The sequence below is a fragment of the Pedobacter sp. AJM genome, from assembly GCF_002197755.1.
Classification (GTDB): domain Bacteria; phylum Bacteroidota; class Bacteroidia; order Sphingobacteriales; family Sphingobacteriaceae; genus Pedobacter.
This window is the reverse complement of the sequence record NZ_NHOT01000001.1, coordinates 505,346-521,658: the sequence shown is the minus strand read 5'-3', so window position 1 is coordinate 521,658 and position 16,313 is coordinate 505,346. Positions and strand designations below refer to the sequence as shown.

General features: G+C 38.5%; 14 protein-coding genes. 7 read left to right on the top strand and 7 right to left on the bottom strand.

The window, feature by feature from the left end; all coding sequences use genetic code 11:
• Window positions 1-109: 109 nt before the first annotated feature.
• From CBW18_RS02175 to CBW18_RS02160, 4 genes are all read right to left on the bottom strand, one after another.
• Entirely contained in the window at window positions 110-466 is a 357-nt protein-coding gene (locus CBW18_RS02175) for an iron chaperone (protein WP_088299598.1), read from the bottom strand.
• 37 nt (window positions 467-503) lie between these two features.
• Complete coding sequence (locus CBW18_RS02170; protein WP_088299597.1) at window positions 504-1,076, bottom strand: pentapeptide repeat-containing protein; 573 nt, start codon at window positions 1,074-1,076, stop codon at window positions 504-506.
• A 282-nt stretch (window positions 1,077-1,358) separates the two neighbouring features.
• The gene (locus tag CBW18_RS02165; protein WP_088299596.1) at window positions 1,359-2,345 is read right to left on the bottom strand and encodes a pyruvate dehydrogenase complex E1 component subunit beta; all 987 of its coding nucleotides are present in this window, start codon (window positions 2,343-2,345) and stop codon (window positions 1,359-1,361) included.
• Between the two features lie 271 nt (window positions 2,346-2,616).
• Window positions 2,617-3,174, bottom strand: a complete 558-nt coding sequence (locus CBW18_RS02160; RefSeq protein ID WP_088299595.1) for a GNAT family N-acetyltransferase — start codon at window positions 3,172-3,174, stop codon at window positions 2,617-2,619.
• A 232-nt stretch (window positions 3,175-3,406) separates the two neighbouring features.
• On the opposite strand from CBW18_RS02160, the gene CBW18_RS02155 reads away from it, so the two are divergent.
• Complete coding sequence (locus tag CBW18_RS02155; RefSeq protein ID WP_253248939.1) at window positions 3,407-3,613, top strand: hypothetical protein; 207 nt, start codon at window positions 3,407-3,409, stop codon at window positions 3,611-3,613.
• Between the two features lie 61 nt (window positions 3,614-3,674).
• On the opposite strand, the gene CBW18_RS02150 is transcribed toward CBW18_RS02155, so the two are convergent.
• The gene (locus tag CBW18_RS02150; RefSeq protein ID WP_088299593.1) at window positions 3,675-4,205 is read right to left on the bottom strand and encodes a thioredoxin family protein; all 531 of its coding nucleotides are present in this window, start codon (window positions 4,203-4,205) and stop codon (window positions 3,675-3,677) included.
• Between the two features lie 108 nt (window positions 4,206-4,313).
• Between CBW18_RS02150 and CBW18_RS02145 the strand changes: the two genes are divergently transcribed.
• The 5 genes from CBW18_RS02145 (at window position 4,314) to CBW18_RS02125 (ending at window position 13,130) form a co-directional block, all read left to right on the top strand.
• Window positions 4,314-4,970, top strand: coding sequence for a TatD family hydrolase (locus CBW18_RS02145; RefSeq protein WP_088299592.1), 657 nt, complete (start codon window positions 4,314-4,316; stop codon window positions 4,968-4,970).
• A 16-nt stretch (window positions 4,971-4,986) separates the two neighbouring features.
• Window positions 4,987-5,781 (top strand): ThiF family adenylyltransferase, encoded by a 795-nt coding sequence (locus tag CBW18_RS02140; RefSeq protein ID WP_088299591.1) that lies wholly within the window; start codon window positions 4,987-4,989, stop codon window positions 5,779-5,781.
• A 187-nt stretch (window positions 5,782-5,968) separates the two neighbouring features.
• Entirely contained in the window at window positions 5,969-9,187 is a 3,219-nt protein-coding gene (locus CBW18_RS02135; protein WP_088299590.1) for an exodeoxyribonuclease V subunit beta, read from the top strand.
• Window position 9,188: 1 nt separating this feature from the next.
• On the top strand, window positions 9,189-10,259 hold the full coding sequence (locus CBW18_RS02130; protein WP_088299589.1) for a YhcG family protein: 1,071 nt from the start codon (window positions 9,189-9,191) through the stop codon (window positions 10,257-10,259).
• A 15-nt stretch (window positions 10,260-10,274) separates the two neighbouring features.
• Window positions 10,275-13,130: a PD-(D/E)XK nuclease family protein gene (locus CBW18_RS02125; RefSeq protein ID WP_088299588.1), complete on the top strand. Its 2,856-nt coding sequence runs from the start codon at window positions 10,275-10,277 to the stop codon at window positions 13,128-13,130.
• Window positions 13,131-13,349: 219 nt separating this feature from the next.
• On the opposite strand, the gene CBW18_RS02120 is transcribed toward CBW18_RS02125, so the two are convergent.
• Window positions 13,350-15,050 carry a glycoside hydrolase family 3 protein gene (locus tag CBW18_RS02120; protein WP_088299935.1) on the bottom strand — a complete coding sequence of 567 codons (1,701 nt, stop codon included), beginning with the start codon at window positions 15,048-15,050 and terminating at the stop codon, window positions 13,350-13,352.
• Window positions 15,051-15,391: 341 nt separating this feature from the next.
• Between CBW18_RS02120 and CBW18_RS02115 the strand changes: the two genes are divergently transcribed.
• Window positions 15,392-15,571, top strand: coding sequence for a hypothetical protein (locus CBW18_RS02115; protein ID WP_088299587.1), 180 nt, complete (start codon window positions 15,392-15,394; stop codon window positions 15,569-15,571).
• Between the two features lie 57 nt (window positions 15,572-15,628).
• On the opposite strand, the gene CBW18_RS02110 is transcribed toward CBW18_RS02115, so the two are convergent.
• A complete protein-coding gene (locus CBW18_RS02110; RefSeq protein WP_088299586.1) occupies window positions 15,629-16,306 on the bottom strand; it encodes an epimerase in 678 nt (225 codons plus the stop codon).
• Between the last annotated feature and the right edge of the window lie 7 nt (window positions 16,307-16,313).

The following is a 16,313-nucleotide window of genomic DNA, read 5'->3' as shown; positions in this document are numbered from 1 at the left end:
CAATATTTTTGGTACTACATCAAAAGATTGTAACAATTTTAGTGAAAAATATATGAAGATGGCCTGTCAGGAGTTGAACTGATTGCAATGTTTGGTTAATTGCTATTTTCTATTTTTTTATGCTGTCTTGCTCTACCCTAAACTTTGTTATTCTGGCAATTAAACCCAGTGGCATGGGTTGGCTAATTGGAAACTGAACAGCACCTTTGCTCCATTTAAAATTTTCAAATTCCTGTTTAAAAGCTTCAATTCCGGAACCCGTAGGATAAAAACCGATGTGTTTTGTATAAGCCGCGAAATAAACCAGAATGCTTTTTTGTTTAAAGGCAGGCATTTTATAACTGATTACTTCTTTCGCCTGTGGCGCAGCCTGTTTAATGGTTTCTCTTACCTGTTGCAAAATTTTTTGTGTTTCTGGCGGAAACTGAACAATATAATCATCAATGCTTTGTGGCACCCTTTCCATAACATAATTGATCTAATGGATTATGAAAATAAAAGAATTACTGGCTGATCAGGATATCATATTTGGCTAATAAACCTGCTAAACCCGGCTGTGAAAATTTGGCTTTCCTGATGCTGTTTTTATCAGGATCGATTCTATAATGGGTTGCGGTCCTGAAATCTGCTTTTTCCAGATTTGTTCTGTCGAAGGTTGCATTTAGAAAATCACAATAATCAAAAGTCGAACTGCTTAAGTCGCATTCAGTAAAATCTACTTCATGAAGCTGATTATTTTTAAAAATGGTTTTCTTCAGTTTGAGTTTATAAAAGGAAGAATGGTCTAATTTGCAGCTGTCAAAGCTCAAGGTTAAACCAAATTCGTTACAATTTTCGAAACGTAAGCCCAGCATTTTACAATCTTTAAAATTTACATCACTGAATGATGTTTTTGTTAACGTAACCATGCTTAGGTTGCAGGAAATAAATTCGCAATCTAAAAATCTGATACCACTCAAATCAGAATTGGAGAAATCGCAATAAATGAATTTGCAGTTTTCATATTCTCCTTTGTTCAATGTGTTTAAAGTAAAATCTGCCTTTTCAAAGGTTTGGTCGGCTAAATATTCAGACATGGCTTGTATAATTTGAACAAACGAAGATAAAAATAATTTTTCACTGCGTTAATACAGACCATCTAAGCTTATCTGTTTTCCATATGCCTTTGACTGGTAGAAATCACAGTCGCGCTTAGATGATTTACCATATAAGAAGGATAAGGCTCATATCGGCTTAAATGTTATTTGGATGGCCTATGTGTTTAAATGGTGTGTACTTACGTAAAGAAAATGAAGCAAAAAAAATCCCCCGAATTGCTTTGGAGGATTTATATTTTGAACCAGACTAAACGTCGGGGTTTATTTTGTGGCGTACATGACTTCTTTAACCGCTTTAATTACTTTTTCAGCGTTAGGTAAGCTGGCTGCAATTAAAGTTGGAGAATATGGAAGTGGAACATCAGCACAAGTGATACGTAAAACCGGGGCATCTAAGTAATCGAATGCTTTCTTTTGTACCATGAAAGCAATCTCACCAGAAAGTGATGCCAATGGCCATGCTTCTTCAACAACAACCAAACGGTTTGTTTTCTTCACAGATTCGATGATTGTATCATAATCAATCGGACGAACAGTACGCAAATCGATTACTTCAACATTAATTCCTTCTTTTGTCAACTCTTCAACAGCAGGATTAACCACACGGGTTAACATTTTACCGAAAGTTACGATGGTTACATCAGTACCTTCTTTGGTTATGTTGGCTTTACCAAATTCAATGTAATACTCTTCAGCCGGAACATCACCTTTATCACCATACATCACCTCCGATTCCATGAAAATAACCGGATCCGGATCGATAATGGCTTGTTTTAATAAACCTTTGGCTTCATAAGGCGTAGAAGGAACAACAACTTTCAAACCTGGAGTATTGGCAAACCAGTTTTCGAAGTTTTGTGAGTGTTGTGCACCTAACTGACCTGCGTTACCGGTTGGTCCGCGGAAAACCATAGGACAAGAGAACTGACCACCGCTCATTGATAAAATTTTTGCTGCGCCATTGATAATCTGATCAATAGCAACCAATGAGAAGTTAAATGTCATAAACTCTACAATTGGAATAAGGCCAGCAGTTGCGGCACCAGTTGCAATTCCGGCGAAACCTAATTCTGCAATAGGGGTATCGATAATACGTTTTGCACCAAATTCATCAAGCATACCCTGACTTACTTTGTATGCACCGTTATATTCTGCTACTTCTTCACCTAATAAAAAAACGCGGTCATCTTTACGCATTTCTTCGCTCATGGCTTCGCGTAGTGCTTCTCTAAATTGGATTTCTCTCATTGTAAATTTTAATAACGGTGGCAAATATAATTATTAATCGCTACCAAACCAAAGGCAATTCAGCGTGTATTTTGTAATAATGCTAATGGGATGAAGCTGCAATTTTTTTAGGCAAAATTTATTTTTTAGATGATGATCAGAAAATTAAAATATAATTTCGAAATGGTATCTTTTCTGCTTTTATAGTATTTAAAATCAGGAGTATTCCGAAATAATCATATTACAGACCCGAATTGGTATCCGAATGCAGACGGATTCAAGATATTATAATTTAATGATTTGGATTAATTAGTCCATAAATTTCGCTGTCTAAAAACTTTCCTTTAAAGTAATAATCCTGTCTGAATAGTGCTTCTTTTAAAAAACCATGTTTAAGCAACATTTGCCGTGATGCATCATTACCCGTATTAATATTAGCCTTAATGGTGTGCAGGTTCATGTTTTCGAAACCAAAGCTGATGGTTTTTTTCAAGGCTTCAGAAATCATTCCCTTTCTCCAGAAATCAGGATGGAGCATATAGCCGATTTCAGCCCGATGATTGGCATAATCTGTTTGCCAGTAGCCAATCGTTCCAATCATTTGCGCCGGATTTTCTTTTAGTGCAATCACCCAGGCCAGGTTATAACCCTCTTCAAAGCCTTCGTTAAATCTGGTGATAACCGCTCTCACAGCCTCTACATTTTGAGGTCTTTCCCTGTCGATGTATTTCATGATCTTTTCGTTGGTGCGCATGGCGAATAAGGCTTCTGCGTCAGAAAGGTGATGTTCTCTTAAAACCAACCTTTCAGTTTCGAGCGCGGGAAATGTGGTGAATTGGAGGGTGAGCATTTTTAAAATTAGGCATTAAGGTCTTAACCTCAAAGAAACACGAACATTTTATGGTGCAGAAGTGCAAGAAGGTAGTATTTTGGGTAAAATGTTTATGGTCGCTGGCCTTGGGGGCTGAAAAACCACTTTGCAAGATTTCTTCAGCTGTCTTTAAACTTCATCTTTACCCTTCTTCACATAAAACTAAAACAATTTCTTCCTGAAAGTCATTTTTTAAATATAAAAACCTAAAATGATGATAGACCCAAAAGATAATTACTCAGAAGATCCGAACGATGCCTTACGCAGGGAAGATGATGTGGATCACATAAATGAAATAGGTGGTGATGATCCCAGTATTGAATATGATAAAGATAAACTGGAACAAGCCGACGAAGCATCCAGACCATCATATGAATTAGATGTTGATGACCTGGAAGATGAAGGATCAAAAGATTAAAATCATGCCGCAGATTTGAATGTTAAGACACCCAAATCTGCGGCACTATTGTATTTAGTATTTAACCTTTTGCCTGATACGTATCCGGATCTACAGCGGCAACGGTCCAGCCCTTTAAAAATGAAGTGATTTTTTTTACGTCGTGTCCAACTTTCTTTTTGCCATCGGCACCGGTCTCATCTGTTTCCAGATAGGCAGAGTTTTCGATGTGAAGTACCTTTCCTTTTCCGTCCAGTACTACAAAAACCGGATAGCCAAAACGGTTGGGGAAACCTAAATACCGCATTGCTTCATCATTATGGTGTTCCTTGTCCCAATTCACCAAAACGTATTCATAGTTATCATCTATAGTTTGTTTTAAAGCGGGCGTTTTTTCAACCAGCTGATGAAAAGCGATACACCATGAACACCAGTTTCCACCTACCTGCACCAATACATGCTTCTTCGCTTTTGCTGCTTTAACAGTTGCAGCCTTTAGATCGGCCATTGCATTTGCTTCAGGATTGTAAATTTGAACAGCTTCGTTTTTCGTCTGGCTAAATACGGATGTAGAAATCAATATAGCCGTAATTAAAATGAGTAATCTTTTCATATCATAATAAATAATGATGCAAAATACTAAAGCTAATCTTTTTAATCATGTAATTACAAATTCTTTACGGTATAAATACTATCTCCAAAGCCTATCTTTGAAAAACGAATGGATTTCTTAGACATACATACGCATCATGCGGCGCAGGAAAAGGGTGTGATCAGCATCCAGAGTTTGTCGTTAACGAGTGATATTTTTCTGGCAATGCCCAAAACCAAACCCATATCTGTGGGGCTTCATCCCTGGTATGCCACGCTTAATCAGCTGGAAGTACAGATGAAATATTTAAACGTCCTGGCGGGTCAACCGAATGTGAAGCTGATCGGAGAATGTGGCTTAGATCAACTTAAAGGAGAAAGTCTCGACAATCAAATCATTATTTTACAAGCACAGATCAGCCTGGCAGAAAAGTTAAATAAACCATTGATTTTACATTGTGTCAAGGCTTTTTCAGAACTGATTAGAATGAAAGATCAGTTAAAAGTCTCAGTGCCCATGATTATTCATGGTTTTAATAAAAATGAGAAATTAGGCCAGCAATTACTGGATAAGGGTTTTTGGCTTTCATTTGGTGAGGCACTTTTGCGGGGAAATTCGGGTCCCGCAAAGCTGATTCAGCAAACAGATCGCTTCTTTCTGGAAACCGATGATTCAGATATCACCATCGCTAAAATTTATACTGCTGCCGCAAATTTGAAAAACCGTAAGGTTGATGACCTTAAAGCACGTATTTTTGCTGATTGGAAAAAATTAGATTTACTGTAAACTCATATACAATCATATGTCAGATGTTTCTTGGCTTTCACGTTCTGCCCTGCTGGTCGGTAATGATGGAATTGAAAAATTACAAAATAAACACGTCCTGGTAATTGGTCTGGGAGGTGTAGGCTCTTTTGCGGCAGAATTTATATGCCGCTCCGGCATTGGTGAAATGACCATTGTAGATGGGGATGTGGTAGATCCTACTAACCGGAACAGGCAATTGCCCGCTTTAGCAACGAATCATGGCGTAAGTAAAGCTAAAATAATGCAGGAACGATTGCTATCCATCAACCCCGAATTAAATCTTCATGTGGTCAACACTTTCCTTACCCCGGAGAAGTGCAGGGAAATATTGGAGGCGAAATTCGATTACATTATGGATTGTATAGACAGTGTGATGCCAAAAATTACGTTGCTTTCAACAGCTTTGGAAAAGAATATCCCGATTGTCAGTTCGATGGGTGCAGGAGGTAAAATGGATCCTACGAGGTTAAGGATTGCGATGCTGCCGGATACTTATCAATGCGTTTTTGCGAGTTATGTGCGTAAAAGGCTAAATAAACTGGTGAACGCTGATAAAATCAAAGCTGTTTTTTCGACAGAGCAAATGGATAAAAATTCGATGATCATGACTGATGGCAGTAATTTTAAACGATCAGCCTATGGTACTGTTTCTTATTTGCCGGCTGCCTTTGGCGGTGCCTGTGCATCCGTTGTCATTCGTGATTTGCTGGCGCTTAAAATAGAAATGACCGAAAGACCGGCCAGGATTAGCCATAAAACACTGGCAAAGAAGAAAAAGAAAGGTGCTTAGGTGTAATTATGATTTGCCAAGCCCTAAATGATCTTGCTGAATAAATGCCATGCCTTAACAGGCAATCAGCAAAGAGAAAGGTAAAATATATGGATGAAATGAAAAATAACTTCACTATATACCCATTAGCGATCAGGTTGTGCCCTGAGGACAAGAAATTAAAATAAGCCGAATTTAAAAGAACACGATGCCCAAACCACTAAAAATTCTTCAAGCCTCTGCCGGTTCCGGTAAAACGTTCAGTTTAACGGCACACTACCTGACTTTGCTTTTTTCCGGGGAGAATAAATACCGTGAAATTCTGGCGGTAACCTTTACCAATAAAGCCACGGAAGAAATGAAAACCCGAATCCTGGAGGTACTGCTCGGGCTGGCAAAGGGTAATCCTTCAAAAAAAAATGACGACTACCGAAAATTAGTTCTGGTTGCTTACCCGCAGTTAAGTGCGCAGGAACTTCAGTTTAAGGCAGACAAAATCTACCGTAAAATCCTGCACGATTACAGCCGTTTTTCAGTGAGTACCATTGATGGATTTGTACAAAAAGTGATTCGTGGTTTTGCCTTTGAACTGGGCCTGAATGCTGATTATAATTTAGAAATGAATTATGATAAGGTGAAAGATGACCTGGTAAATAAACTGGATGAAGCCTTAGATACCAATCAGCAACTGTTGCAGTGGATCATTGATCTGGCTATTGAGCGCATCAGTGATAATAAAAGCTGGAATTATAAATTTGAACTTTACAACTTAATCGGAGAGATTTTCTCCGAACGCTTCCAGGTTTTTGAAGATGCGGTAACCGCTTTGGGCCTCGAAAACATTGATGAACTTTTTAAAAAATACATCAGTCTGACCAAGGCCGAAGTTAAAAATTTTGAGGAAGAAATCATTCGCCTGGCCACAGAAGCCCATGAGGCCCTTAATGTTTTAGGGGTGGAAAATGAACACCTTAAAGGGAAATCAAGAAGTGCCCTGGCTAAAATAATCCTGGTGGCTCGTGGCGACTTTTCTAAAATTGAACCGCTTTTTAATTTAATAGACGAACCTGAGGAGTGGTTTCAGAAAAACGCTGATTTTCCGGAAGCCTTTGAAGTGGTGAATCCGATTCTTCATCAAATAAAAAACCATTATTTAACGCACTTACCCAATTACAGCCTCGCCATTGCCTTTAATAAAAATCTTTATTATTTGAGGCTGATGCAGGAGATTGCCATGCTGTTAAAGGAGTATCGTGCAGAAAATGATAACCTGTTGATCAGCGATGCCCAAAAGTTAATCTCCGGCATTACGGAAGATGCTGGCGACAATCCTTCTTTCATCTGGGAAAAAGTAGGAAACCGGTACCGCAATTTTCTCTTTGACGAATTTCAGGATACCTCTACCAGTCAATGGGGAAGTTTTAAATCTTTACTGACCAATGCCATGGCCACACCAAGCGAAGATTTAATTGATCATTTAATTGTTGGCGATACCAAACAATCCATTTACCGCTGGCGAAACGGCGATTGGAACATCCTGCACAAACATGCCAAACGCGAAGTAGGCGTTGAAAATGTTTTGGAAGAAAGCCTTGAAGAAAACTATCGCAGCACAGAAAATATCATCACATTTAATAATGTGCTTTATCGTTCCATCCCCTTAACCCTTCAAAACGAACTGAATACAATCCTGTCTGCTAAACCGGAAAGCATTTCAAACTGGTGGGCGACTGAAAATTATACGAGCATTATTACAGATATTTATAGTGCTTCCACACAAAAATTCGCCGGCAATACCTTGAAGGGAGGTACCATCAAAATTAAAAAATTTGGTAAGGAACATGCTCCGGATGAAGTCCGCTTTACGGAAACTGTTTTCAGGGATATTGCTTTAAATGACGTAATTGAAGAGATCAACATTTTAAAAGACCAGCAACATTATGCCTTAAAAGACATTGCCATATTAGTGCGGTCAAATAGTGAAGCTTTACTTACGGTGCGTAAACTGATGGAACACCATTTACCTGTTTTATCGGGCGATGCTTTATTAATTTCAAATAACTCAGCCATTCAGCTTATTATTAATACCCTAAAAGTATTAATTGGCCTGGAAGCACAAAGTGCACTTTACAAGGCAAACTGCATCGCACTTTATCATGCTTTGCAGGAAAAAACACCTGATGCCAACCATTATATTAACCTTACCAGCAAGTCACTGAATCAACTTTCTGCGGTATTACCGCCTTCTTTATGCGAAAACTGGCAAAGCTGGCTTCAACTTCCATTGCCGGAACTGATAGAGATTTTAGTAGAAAGTTACGGACTAAAAACACTCACCGCTCATTTACCCTATCTATTGGCCTTCCGTGATTTAACTGCATTAGCAGGGAGATCAGGCGAAAAAGGAATTATTGCCTTCTTAACCTGGTGGGAAGAAGATGGCATTAAAAAATCGCTCCCATCGCCGGAAGGGGCAGATGCCATCCAGATCATTACCATTCACAAATCAAAAGGACTGGCTTTCCGGGCTGTTTTTGTTCCTTTCTGTAATTGGGAAATCAAAGGGAAAGCGAATGGAACCTTCTGGGTATCTTCGGAAGAAACGGTTTATCAGGAACTTAAAGGTATTCCGCTCAAGTATAATGAAGCCCTGGCCGATTCGGCAATAGCCAAAGCATATTTTGAGGAATTGTTGTACAATAATATGGATGCTTTAAATATGCTCTATGTAGCCACTACACGTTCCAAAGATTACCTTTACATTGCTACCATGGCCAAAAAAGAATTAAAACTGTCAAATATGGGAGATGTTATCAATTTAACTTTCGAACATGAGTTTGATGAAAATGGTACATATGAAATCGTAGATTATATTTCAACAGCAGACAAAAGCGAAGAAAACAACTTCGTTGATTTAAAACATTACCCCACTACCACACGCTTGTCTGAACTTTATATTCCTTCAGAGGAAAAGCACTTAAGACATTTAGTTAATATTGAAAAATCAGGTAGAAAAGGTTCTTTATTGCATGATATTCTGGCCAATGCCAATAATGAAACAGAAGCAGACAAATACATGACCACGCTGATACTGGATGGCATTATACAGGAAGAAGAAAAGGAACAACTGAAATCGAAAGTGCTGGATGTATTGAAAAATCCTGATTTAAAAGCTGTTTTAAGCAGGGCAACCGGAAGTATTTCTGAAAAAGGCATTATTGACACCAAAGGTAAGCTTCATCGGCCCGACCGTATTTTATTTCATGAGGATGAGGTAATCATTCTGGATTATAAATTTACGCTGACTGAAAGCGATAAACATATTGAACAGGTTGAAAATTATAAAAATCTGCTTATGGAGATGGGACACATCCAGGTAAAAACCTATTTGTTTTACGCCGTTAGCGGTAAATTAAAATTAGTGTAAGATGGAAGAAATAAACGCTTTATATGGAAATGTGCTTGATATACTGAATAAGTATAGAACCTATACTTACAAAGCAATTAATACGGCCATGGTTATTTCATATTGGCAAATAGGTAAAACAATAGTTGAAAATGAGCAAGGTGGGAATGTTAAAGCATCATATGGTGATAAGATTCTACAATTGCTATCAAAAAAATTAAGTGTTGACTTTGGTAAAGGTTTTTCTTATTCCAATCTAAGAAATTTCCGACAATTTTATCTGACCTATCAAGATGATCAGATTTGCTACGCAGTGCGTAGCAAATCTGAAAACACAGAAGTTCAAGACAATCATCTAGATTATGTACTTCGTAGTAATCTGAGCTGGACACATCATCGCTTAATTATGAGAGTTGAGAATGCACAGGCAAGAAAATATTATCTCAAAGAAGCAGAAAGGCAAAATTGGAGTACAAGAGAATTGGAGCGAAATATAAACTCCTCATATTTTCAACGAATTTTAACTCATCAAAATGAAGTGAAAAAATCAGATCTTAACAATCAGTCTTCGGAAGATTTTATAAAAGATCCATATGTTTTAGAATTTTTGAAAATTGACGAATCATCCTCTACAAATGAAAAAGAAATAGAAGCGAGAATAATTAACCACTTACAACAATTTCTATTGGAGCTAGGTAAAGGTTTTTCATTTGTTGGAAGGCAGTTTAGAATAAGTACAGAAACAAGTCACTTTTATATAGATTTAGTATTTTACAACTACATTTTAAAATGTTTCGTTCTGTTTGACTTAAAAACTACCAAATTAACACATCAAGATGTAGGGCAAATGGATATGTATATTAAAATGTTCGACGATCTAAAGAAACAAGAAAGTGATAATCAAACAATCGGCATAATTCTTTGCACAGACACTGAAGAAACTGTTGTAAAATACTCTATGTTAAATGATAGCAAACAATTATTTGCTTCCAAATATCAAATGTATTTACCAACCGAAAAACAATTAGCAGACTGGATTTATAAAGATAAAGCAATAATCGAAGCTCAACTAAAAAACGAAAGTAACGAGTAATATTTAAATAATAATATGAAACCCTTTTTACAAGAAGTTGCTGAAGACTTAATAGAAAAATTTGGCTCGGATTTGCAATACTGCGCAATCGTTTTTAATAATAAACGTCCATCTGCCTATATGCATAAATACCTGGCGGATATCATTAAAAAGCCTTTTTTTAGTCCGTCATTTTATACCATACAGGAATTTTTTGCAACGGCAACATCGTTTAAAATTGCTGATTTTTACCTGCAGTTTTTTACCCTTCATAAAATCTATAACCAGTTACTGGCCGAAGAAAAACTGGAGCCCATTTCCAGCCATAAGTTTTTTCCCTTAGCGAAGATCATTTTAAGCGACTTTACGCAAATAGATAATGATCTGGTTGATGCAGGGAAACTCTACCGCGATCTGGAAGATATTTCTGTCATCAACAAAGATTTTGATTACCTCAGTCCCGAACAATATCAGTTCCTGGCCCAATTCTGGACATCTTATTCTGAAGGCAAGCACAAAAAGCAACAGGAACTTTTTATTAAAATGTGGCGGCGCATGCCTAAACTTTATCATCTGTTTCATGCATCGCTGAAAGAACAGGGCTACCTAACCAATGGTTATGTGTATCGTCACCTGGCTGAAGAAAAAGACAACACTGCAGATTTACCGGTTAACTTTAAAAAGGGAAAAATCATTTTGGTTGGTTTTAATGCTTTAACCAGTGCGGAGGCTAAAATTTTTACACAGCTTCAGGAAGCAGGAAAAGCCTTATTTTATTTTGATGCGGATGAATATTATGTAGCTGACCACTTGCAGGAAGCAGGTTTGTTTTTGAGAAAAAACCTGCATCAACTCGGCCTGAAAAATGTATTCGAAAACAAACCCAGCCTGATGAAAACAGCAGCGCATGAGGTAAACGTTTTTAAGGTTCAGGGGCAATCGGCACAAGCTAAAATCCTCAATAACATCCTGAAAGATGATTATGCCGAGAGCAATGAAATAGGTAATACCGTCGTGGTGCTGGCTGATGAAAGCTTGCTGCTGCCAGCGTTACAAACCATCCCTACCTCTTATAACGGAAAGGAAATCGACCTGAATGTGACCATGGGTTTTGCTTTATCTACTTCCAGTATTTTTGGCCTGGCTGATTTATGGTTTTCTTCCCAGCTGGAAATTACACATACCGGAAAGATTTCCTACAAAAATGTAGAAGCCTTTTTAACTCACCCGCTCACCGGCCTGAGCCATAAAATGCGTGATAAAATCCTGACCGCTATTTTGAAAGAAAATGAGGTTGAAATTGCACATGAAAGGCTGATCAGACAAAGCGGATTATTTGAAGTTTTCTACAAGAAAATTGATCATCCGAAACAGGTTGTTCCTTACCTGCTGGAAGTGCTTGATTTCATTTTAACCAGGTTATCAAACGCCAAAACACTCAAGAAAATTGATGCAGAGCTCTTTGTAAAAACCATCCAGGAATTAAACCGCCTGCATGATACCTTCGGCAAACATATTGGAGATGAAGAAATCCAGTTCGTGATCTATCTGGTTCAAAAATCTTTACAGGCCATTGCAGTTCCACTTTCAGGTGATCCGATCCGTGGGATCCAGTTAATGGGCCTACTTGAAACCAGGAATTTAAATTTCGATAAGGTTGTCATCTTAGGCTTCAATGAAGGTATTATTCCAAAATCTTCCATCGGCAACAGTTTTATTCCTGATTCTATTCGCCGCGTATATGGCTTGCCTGTTTTAGAAAACCTTGATGCCATTTCATCCTATATGGTTTACCGCCTGATGCAAAGGGCAAAAAACATCAACTTTGTTTATAACAGTTTAACCGATGAAAGCACAACAGGTGAGGCCAGCAGGATTTTAAAACAGCTGGAGTATGAAAGCAGCTTTGATTTTACTTATCATGAACTTAACTTAGAGGTAAAAACGGAACCTTTTAAAGAAGTCCGGATCGAAAAAACCAGTAATGTATTTATCCGGGAAACTCTTCAAAAATACCTGGATAAAAAGAAAGTGCTTTCACCATCGGCACTCACGCAATACATTTCCAATCCCATCGATTTTTTCTTCAGCTACATTGCCGGAATTAAAGAGCCGAAAGAGGTAAGTGCTGTGATAGAGGCGAACGAAATTGGTTCTATCCTGCACAAAGTGATGGAATACTTTTACCAGGATTTGATGAAGGCAGAAATTACGGCTGAACGAATGAAGGAGAAAAGAAAGCAGGTTCCGGCACTCATTCAGAAAGCTTTTAACGCGGTGATGTTTAACCATCCGGATAAGGTAATGGAATATAAGGGAATGCAGAAGGTAATTTTGTCTATTGTAGCGGCCTATGTAAACATCATTCTTAACCAGGATGAATCGCAAACACCTTTCCACATCATCAGTTTAGAACAAAAGGTTGAGGCAGAAATTACTTTTCCTTTAAATGGCAAAGATGCCAGCGTAAAAATTTTCGGTTATATCGATCGGGTTGATGTAAAGGATGGCATAACTAAAATAGTGGATTATAAAACAGGAAGTGATAAGTTAACCTTTAAAGATGTGGCCGAACTTTTTAATTCCGATGGTAAACACATTAATAAAGCATTGGTTCAAACCTTACTGTATACTTATGCTTATGAGCAGTTTTCAGGTAAAACTTTTGTAGAACCTAACCTGTATGTAGTGAAGACCATGGCTGTGGATGGTGTATGGTTTAAGTCAGGAAGGCAAACGCTTTCTGGAGAATACCTCGAAGAAATCAAACCTGAATTTTTAGCGGAACTTAGAAAAAAGCTGACGGAATTATTTGAGGCTCCTTATTTTGTGGCCAGTGCTGTGGAAGACAATTATAAATATTCGATTTATAAGACACTGTTTGGGAAGTAAGGAGAAACTTAAAGAATAAAATGCAGGAAGCAGTGTGCCTGTCCTCCAAACCAACTTAAAAATTTCATCGTGATTACGGGTTGCGAAACTTCGTCAGTCTGGTCGATATACTGTCTTTCCGCCGTAAATGAAAAAACATAAGCCGCAAAAGCGCAAAATTTAATCTGTGCGTCTGCGGCTTTTCAACTATTATAGCCAGCCTGCTACTGGCAGGCGGTTTTACAATCCGTCGCCATATTTGTAGTTCGGTAAAATGCTTACCGGTAATTTTCCGGCAGGGACTAACCTGTTATTAATTACGGCTGCGGCAGAAATCTGCATGTAATCTTCCTTCTGATAAGCCACCAGCAAACCTTTGCTCTTTTCTAAACCTGGTAAGCCGGCAAGGTTATATGGATTGGCAAATAAGGCAAATACGGCATTTTTTGCGCTTAATTCTTTAATGAAATTTTTAACGCCGGTATTAAGCGGAATGTTGTTGCCAGGTCTTGCACGGGCATCATGTATGCCTACAATCACCTGATCAAATGCACCGATCTCTCTGGCAATGTTAGAAATCTGGGTGGCAGTTGCATCTTTATCCAATACGTAATAAACAGAATTATAAAATCCCTTTGAAATTTCTTTTTGAAATCGGGTTACTGTTGGTACACCAATACTGATAATCGCTGTCCTCCTAATCGGAATCAGGTTTTTGATGTGGTCTTTCCCTTTTAACAGGGTAACAGAGGCATTGGCAAGTTCCTGAACCAGGGCATTGCTGGCATTTCGGTTAATACCTGCAATGAGTCCTTTCGTTACAACGGTGTCGCGTTGCGATAAACCTGCCCAATATTTTGCCGTTAAAATTTTACGCACACTTTCATCAATGGTTTTGATATCAATTCTTCCCTGACGCACAGCCTTGCGAACCAGCTTAATGGCCCTGTCGCTGTTTTCAGAAAGTTCCAGAATATCATTTCCGGCAATAATCCCCATTAAATCAGCTTCTCCGTTTTTAAAATATTTAACCACACCTTTCATATCCATTGCATCAGAAATGATCAAGCCCTTAAAGCCGAGTTTCTGCTTTAGAATGCCTGTTACAATTGGTTTTGATAAAGTTGACGGCAAATTTTTAGTGGTATCCAGCGATGGGATATTCATGTGGGCAATCATAATGCCTGATGCGCCCTGCTTAATCAGTTCTTTAAAAGGATACATTTCCAGTGTATCCAGTCGGGTTGCGCCAAAAGTAAGCTGTGGCAGATCATAATGGGAATCAACATCCGTATCGCCATGCCCCGGGAAATGTTTAAGGGTGGTTAAAAGACCCGCATCCTGCATCCCTTTCATGTAAGCACCGGTTTTGGTGGCCACATTGTATTTGTTTTCTCCGAACGAACGGTAATTAATAACCGGGTTTTTAGGATTGTTATTAATGTCGGCATCAGGAGCCAGGTTCATCTGCATGCCCATCCGCTTAAAATCTCTGGCCACTTCCTGACCCATTTTATAAATTAAATCTTTATTCTGGATGGCACCCAATGTCATTTGATAGGGGAAAGAAATGGTGCTGTCTAAACGCATGCCCAAACCCCATTCTCCATCATTGGCAATAATTAAGGGCACATGGCTTAGTTTCTGATAGGCATTGGTAGCAAGGGCCTGCCTTACCGGGCCCCCCTGGAAAAAGATTACACCCCCCAGTTGTTCCCTTTTTATAACCTGTCCAACCGAATCAGTGTATTTCTGTCCTAAATTGGTATGGGCACGTACAAAAAACATTTGTGCAATCCGTTCCCTGCGATTGAGTTTATTAAAAACAGAGTCAACCCATTTAGGTTGATTGATTAACATTTGTAAATAGGTTTGCTTTTGTGCAACTGCAGAAAAAGTAATCACGCAGAGAATGGCAAGGGAGAATAAATTTTTTTTCACGGATGTGTTTTGTTGAACTGCTAAATTAATAATCAAAACCTGAATTAAACAAAAACTAATCCAAGTAATCGTTTTAATACAATTATGTTTGAGTTTGGAAGGTGTTTAGGAGGTAAGTTCTTCAGGTGGAAGCTGGTGGCGATGGAAAGCTAGCTGGGGGCGAGCAGGTATCTGTTGGGGAAGAATTTGAAATTGAGCGATTATTAAACTGAAAATGATAGAGAATAACAATAAAATTTTCATCGATATTGGTGACAATCGAAAAAAATCAAAACCTATCGATTTTATCTTGGTTAATATAATAGCGCTCTGTAAATGATTATTTACTAAATATTACAGTTATGAAAGATACAGGAACACCAAAAAACAATTCGACGGTTCAGGGAAGTTCAATTGCAGACCGGGCAAACCACGATGTTAAAACGGATAAGAAAATTCAGGGCATCACCAACGGTGGTGGGCAGCGTTCTGATCAAACCTCAAACAAAGATAACCAGCGTAAGGTAGACAATAAGAAGTAGTATACCCGGGGTTTAACGAAAATGGATAATGGTTTAAAAGCCCTTATCCATTTTTATTTAAGCGGGTTCATTCGCCAGCCTGATGATGTCGCTTCCTTCCAATACCTTTCTCCCGCCATGATGGCTGAGGGTATTGATCATGGCATTTCCGAGTTCCTGCATGGTGCAAAATCCATTCTTCGAAATGGCCCTTCCAAGAGGAAATAGCCAGTTGATAAATGTATAGAAGGTGTGTGCATATTTCTGCTCCTTTATGGGCTTGATAAAACCTGGGCGAAAATGATATACCTGTGCAAACGGAAGCATGGTCAATTCATTTTCCGTTTTACCTTTCACTTTCTGCCAGCTTAGTTGGCCATCGGGATTAGTGCCGCTACCGGAAACATAACAGAAAGTCATCTCCCGGTTTAGCCTGCTTAACGTTCCGGCCACATGCATGGTCAAGGTATAGGTCATTTTATAATAGGGCTCTTTCGCTACGCCAACGGATGAAATACCCAAACAAAAAAAGCAGGCATTGTAACCCAAAAGCTGATTTTCAATAGGAGCAAGGTTGAAGAAATCCTGGTGTATAATTTCTTTCAGTTTTGGATGTGTATATCCGCATGGTTTCCTGTTAATCACTAAAATGGAATCAATTTCCGGACTGTTTAAACAACAAATCAGCACACCTTCGCCAACCATGCCGGTGGTGCCTGTAATGATGACCTTATTTATACTTCTCGTTTTTCCCATATTGAAT

Excerpts from the sequence above, each read along its gene's own strand:
- CBW18_RS02175 (WP_088299598.1), bottom strand. The coding sequence starts at position 466 with ATGGAAAGGGTGCCACAAAGCATTGATGATTATATTGTTCAGTTTCCG.
- CBW18_RS02170 (WP_088299597.1), bottom strand. The coding sequence starts at position 1,076 with ATGTCTGAATATTTAGCCGACCAAACCTTTGAAAAGGCAGATTTTACT.
- CBW18_RS02165 (WP_088299596.1), bottom strand. The coding sequence starts at position 2,345 with ATGAGAGAAATCCAATTTAGAGAAGCACTACGCGAAGCCATGAGCGAA.
- CBW18_RS02160 (WP_088299595.1), bottom strand. The coding sequence starts at position 3,174 with ATGCTCACCCTCCAATTCACCACATTTCCCGCGCTCGAAACTGAAAGG.
- CBW18_RS02155 (WP_253248939.1), top strand. The coding sequence starts at position 3,407 with ATGATGATAGACCCAAAAGATAATTACTCAGAAGATCCGAACGATGCC.
- CBW18_RS02150 (WP_088299593.1), bottom strand. The coding sequence starts at position 4,205 with ATGAAAAGATTACTCATTTTAATTACGGCTATATTGATTTCTACATCC.
- CBW18_RS02145 (WP_088299592.1), top strand. The coding sequence starts at position 4,314 with ATGGATTTCTTAGACATACATACGCATCATGCGGCGCAGGAAAAGGGT.
- CBW18_RS02140 (WP_088299591.1), top strand. The coding sequence starts at position 4,987 with ATGTCAGATGTTTCTTGGCTTTCACGTTCTGCCCTGCTGGTCGGTAAT.
- CBW18_RS02135 (WP_088299590.1), top strand. The coding sequence starts at position 5,969 with ATGCCCAAACCACTAAAAATTCTTCAAGCCTCTGCCGGTTCCGGTAAA.
- CBW18_RS02130 (WP_088299589.1), top strand. The coding sequence starts at position 9,189 with ATGGAAGAAATAAACGCTTTATATGGAAATGTGCTTGATATACTGAAT.
- CBW18_RS02125 (WP_088299588.1), top strand. The coding sequence starts at position 10,275 with ATGAAACCCTTTTTACAAGAAGTTGCTGAAGACTTAATAGAAAAATTT.
- CBW18_RS02115 (WP_088299587.1), top strand. The coding sequence starts at position 15,392 with ATGAAAGATACAGGAACACCAAAAAACAATTCGACGGTTCAGGGAAGT.
- CBW18_RS02110 (WP_088299586.1), bottom strand. The coding sequence starts at position 16,306 with ATGGGAAAAACGAGAAGTATAAATAAGGTCATCATTACAGGCACCACC.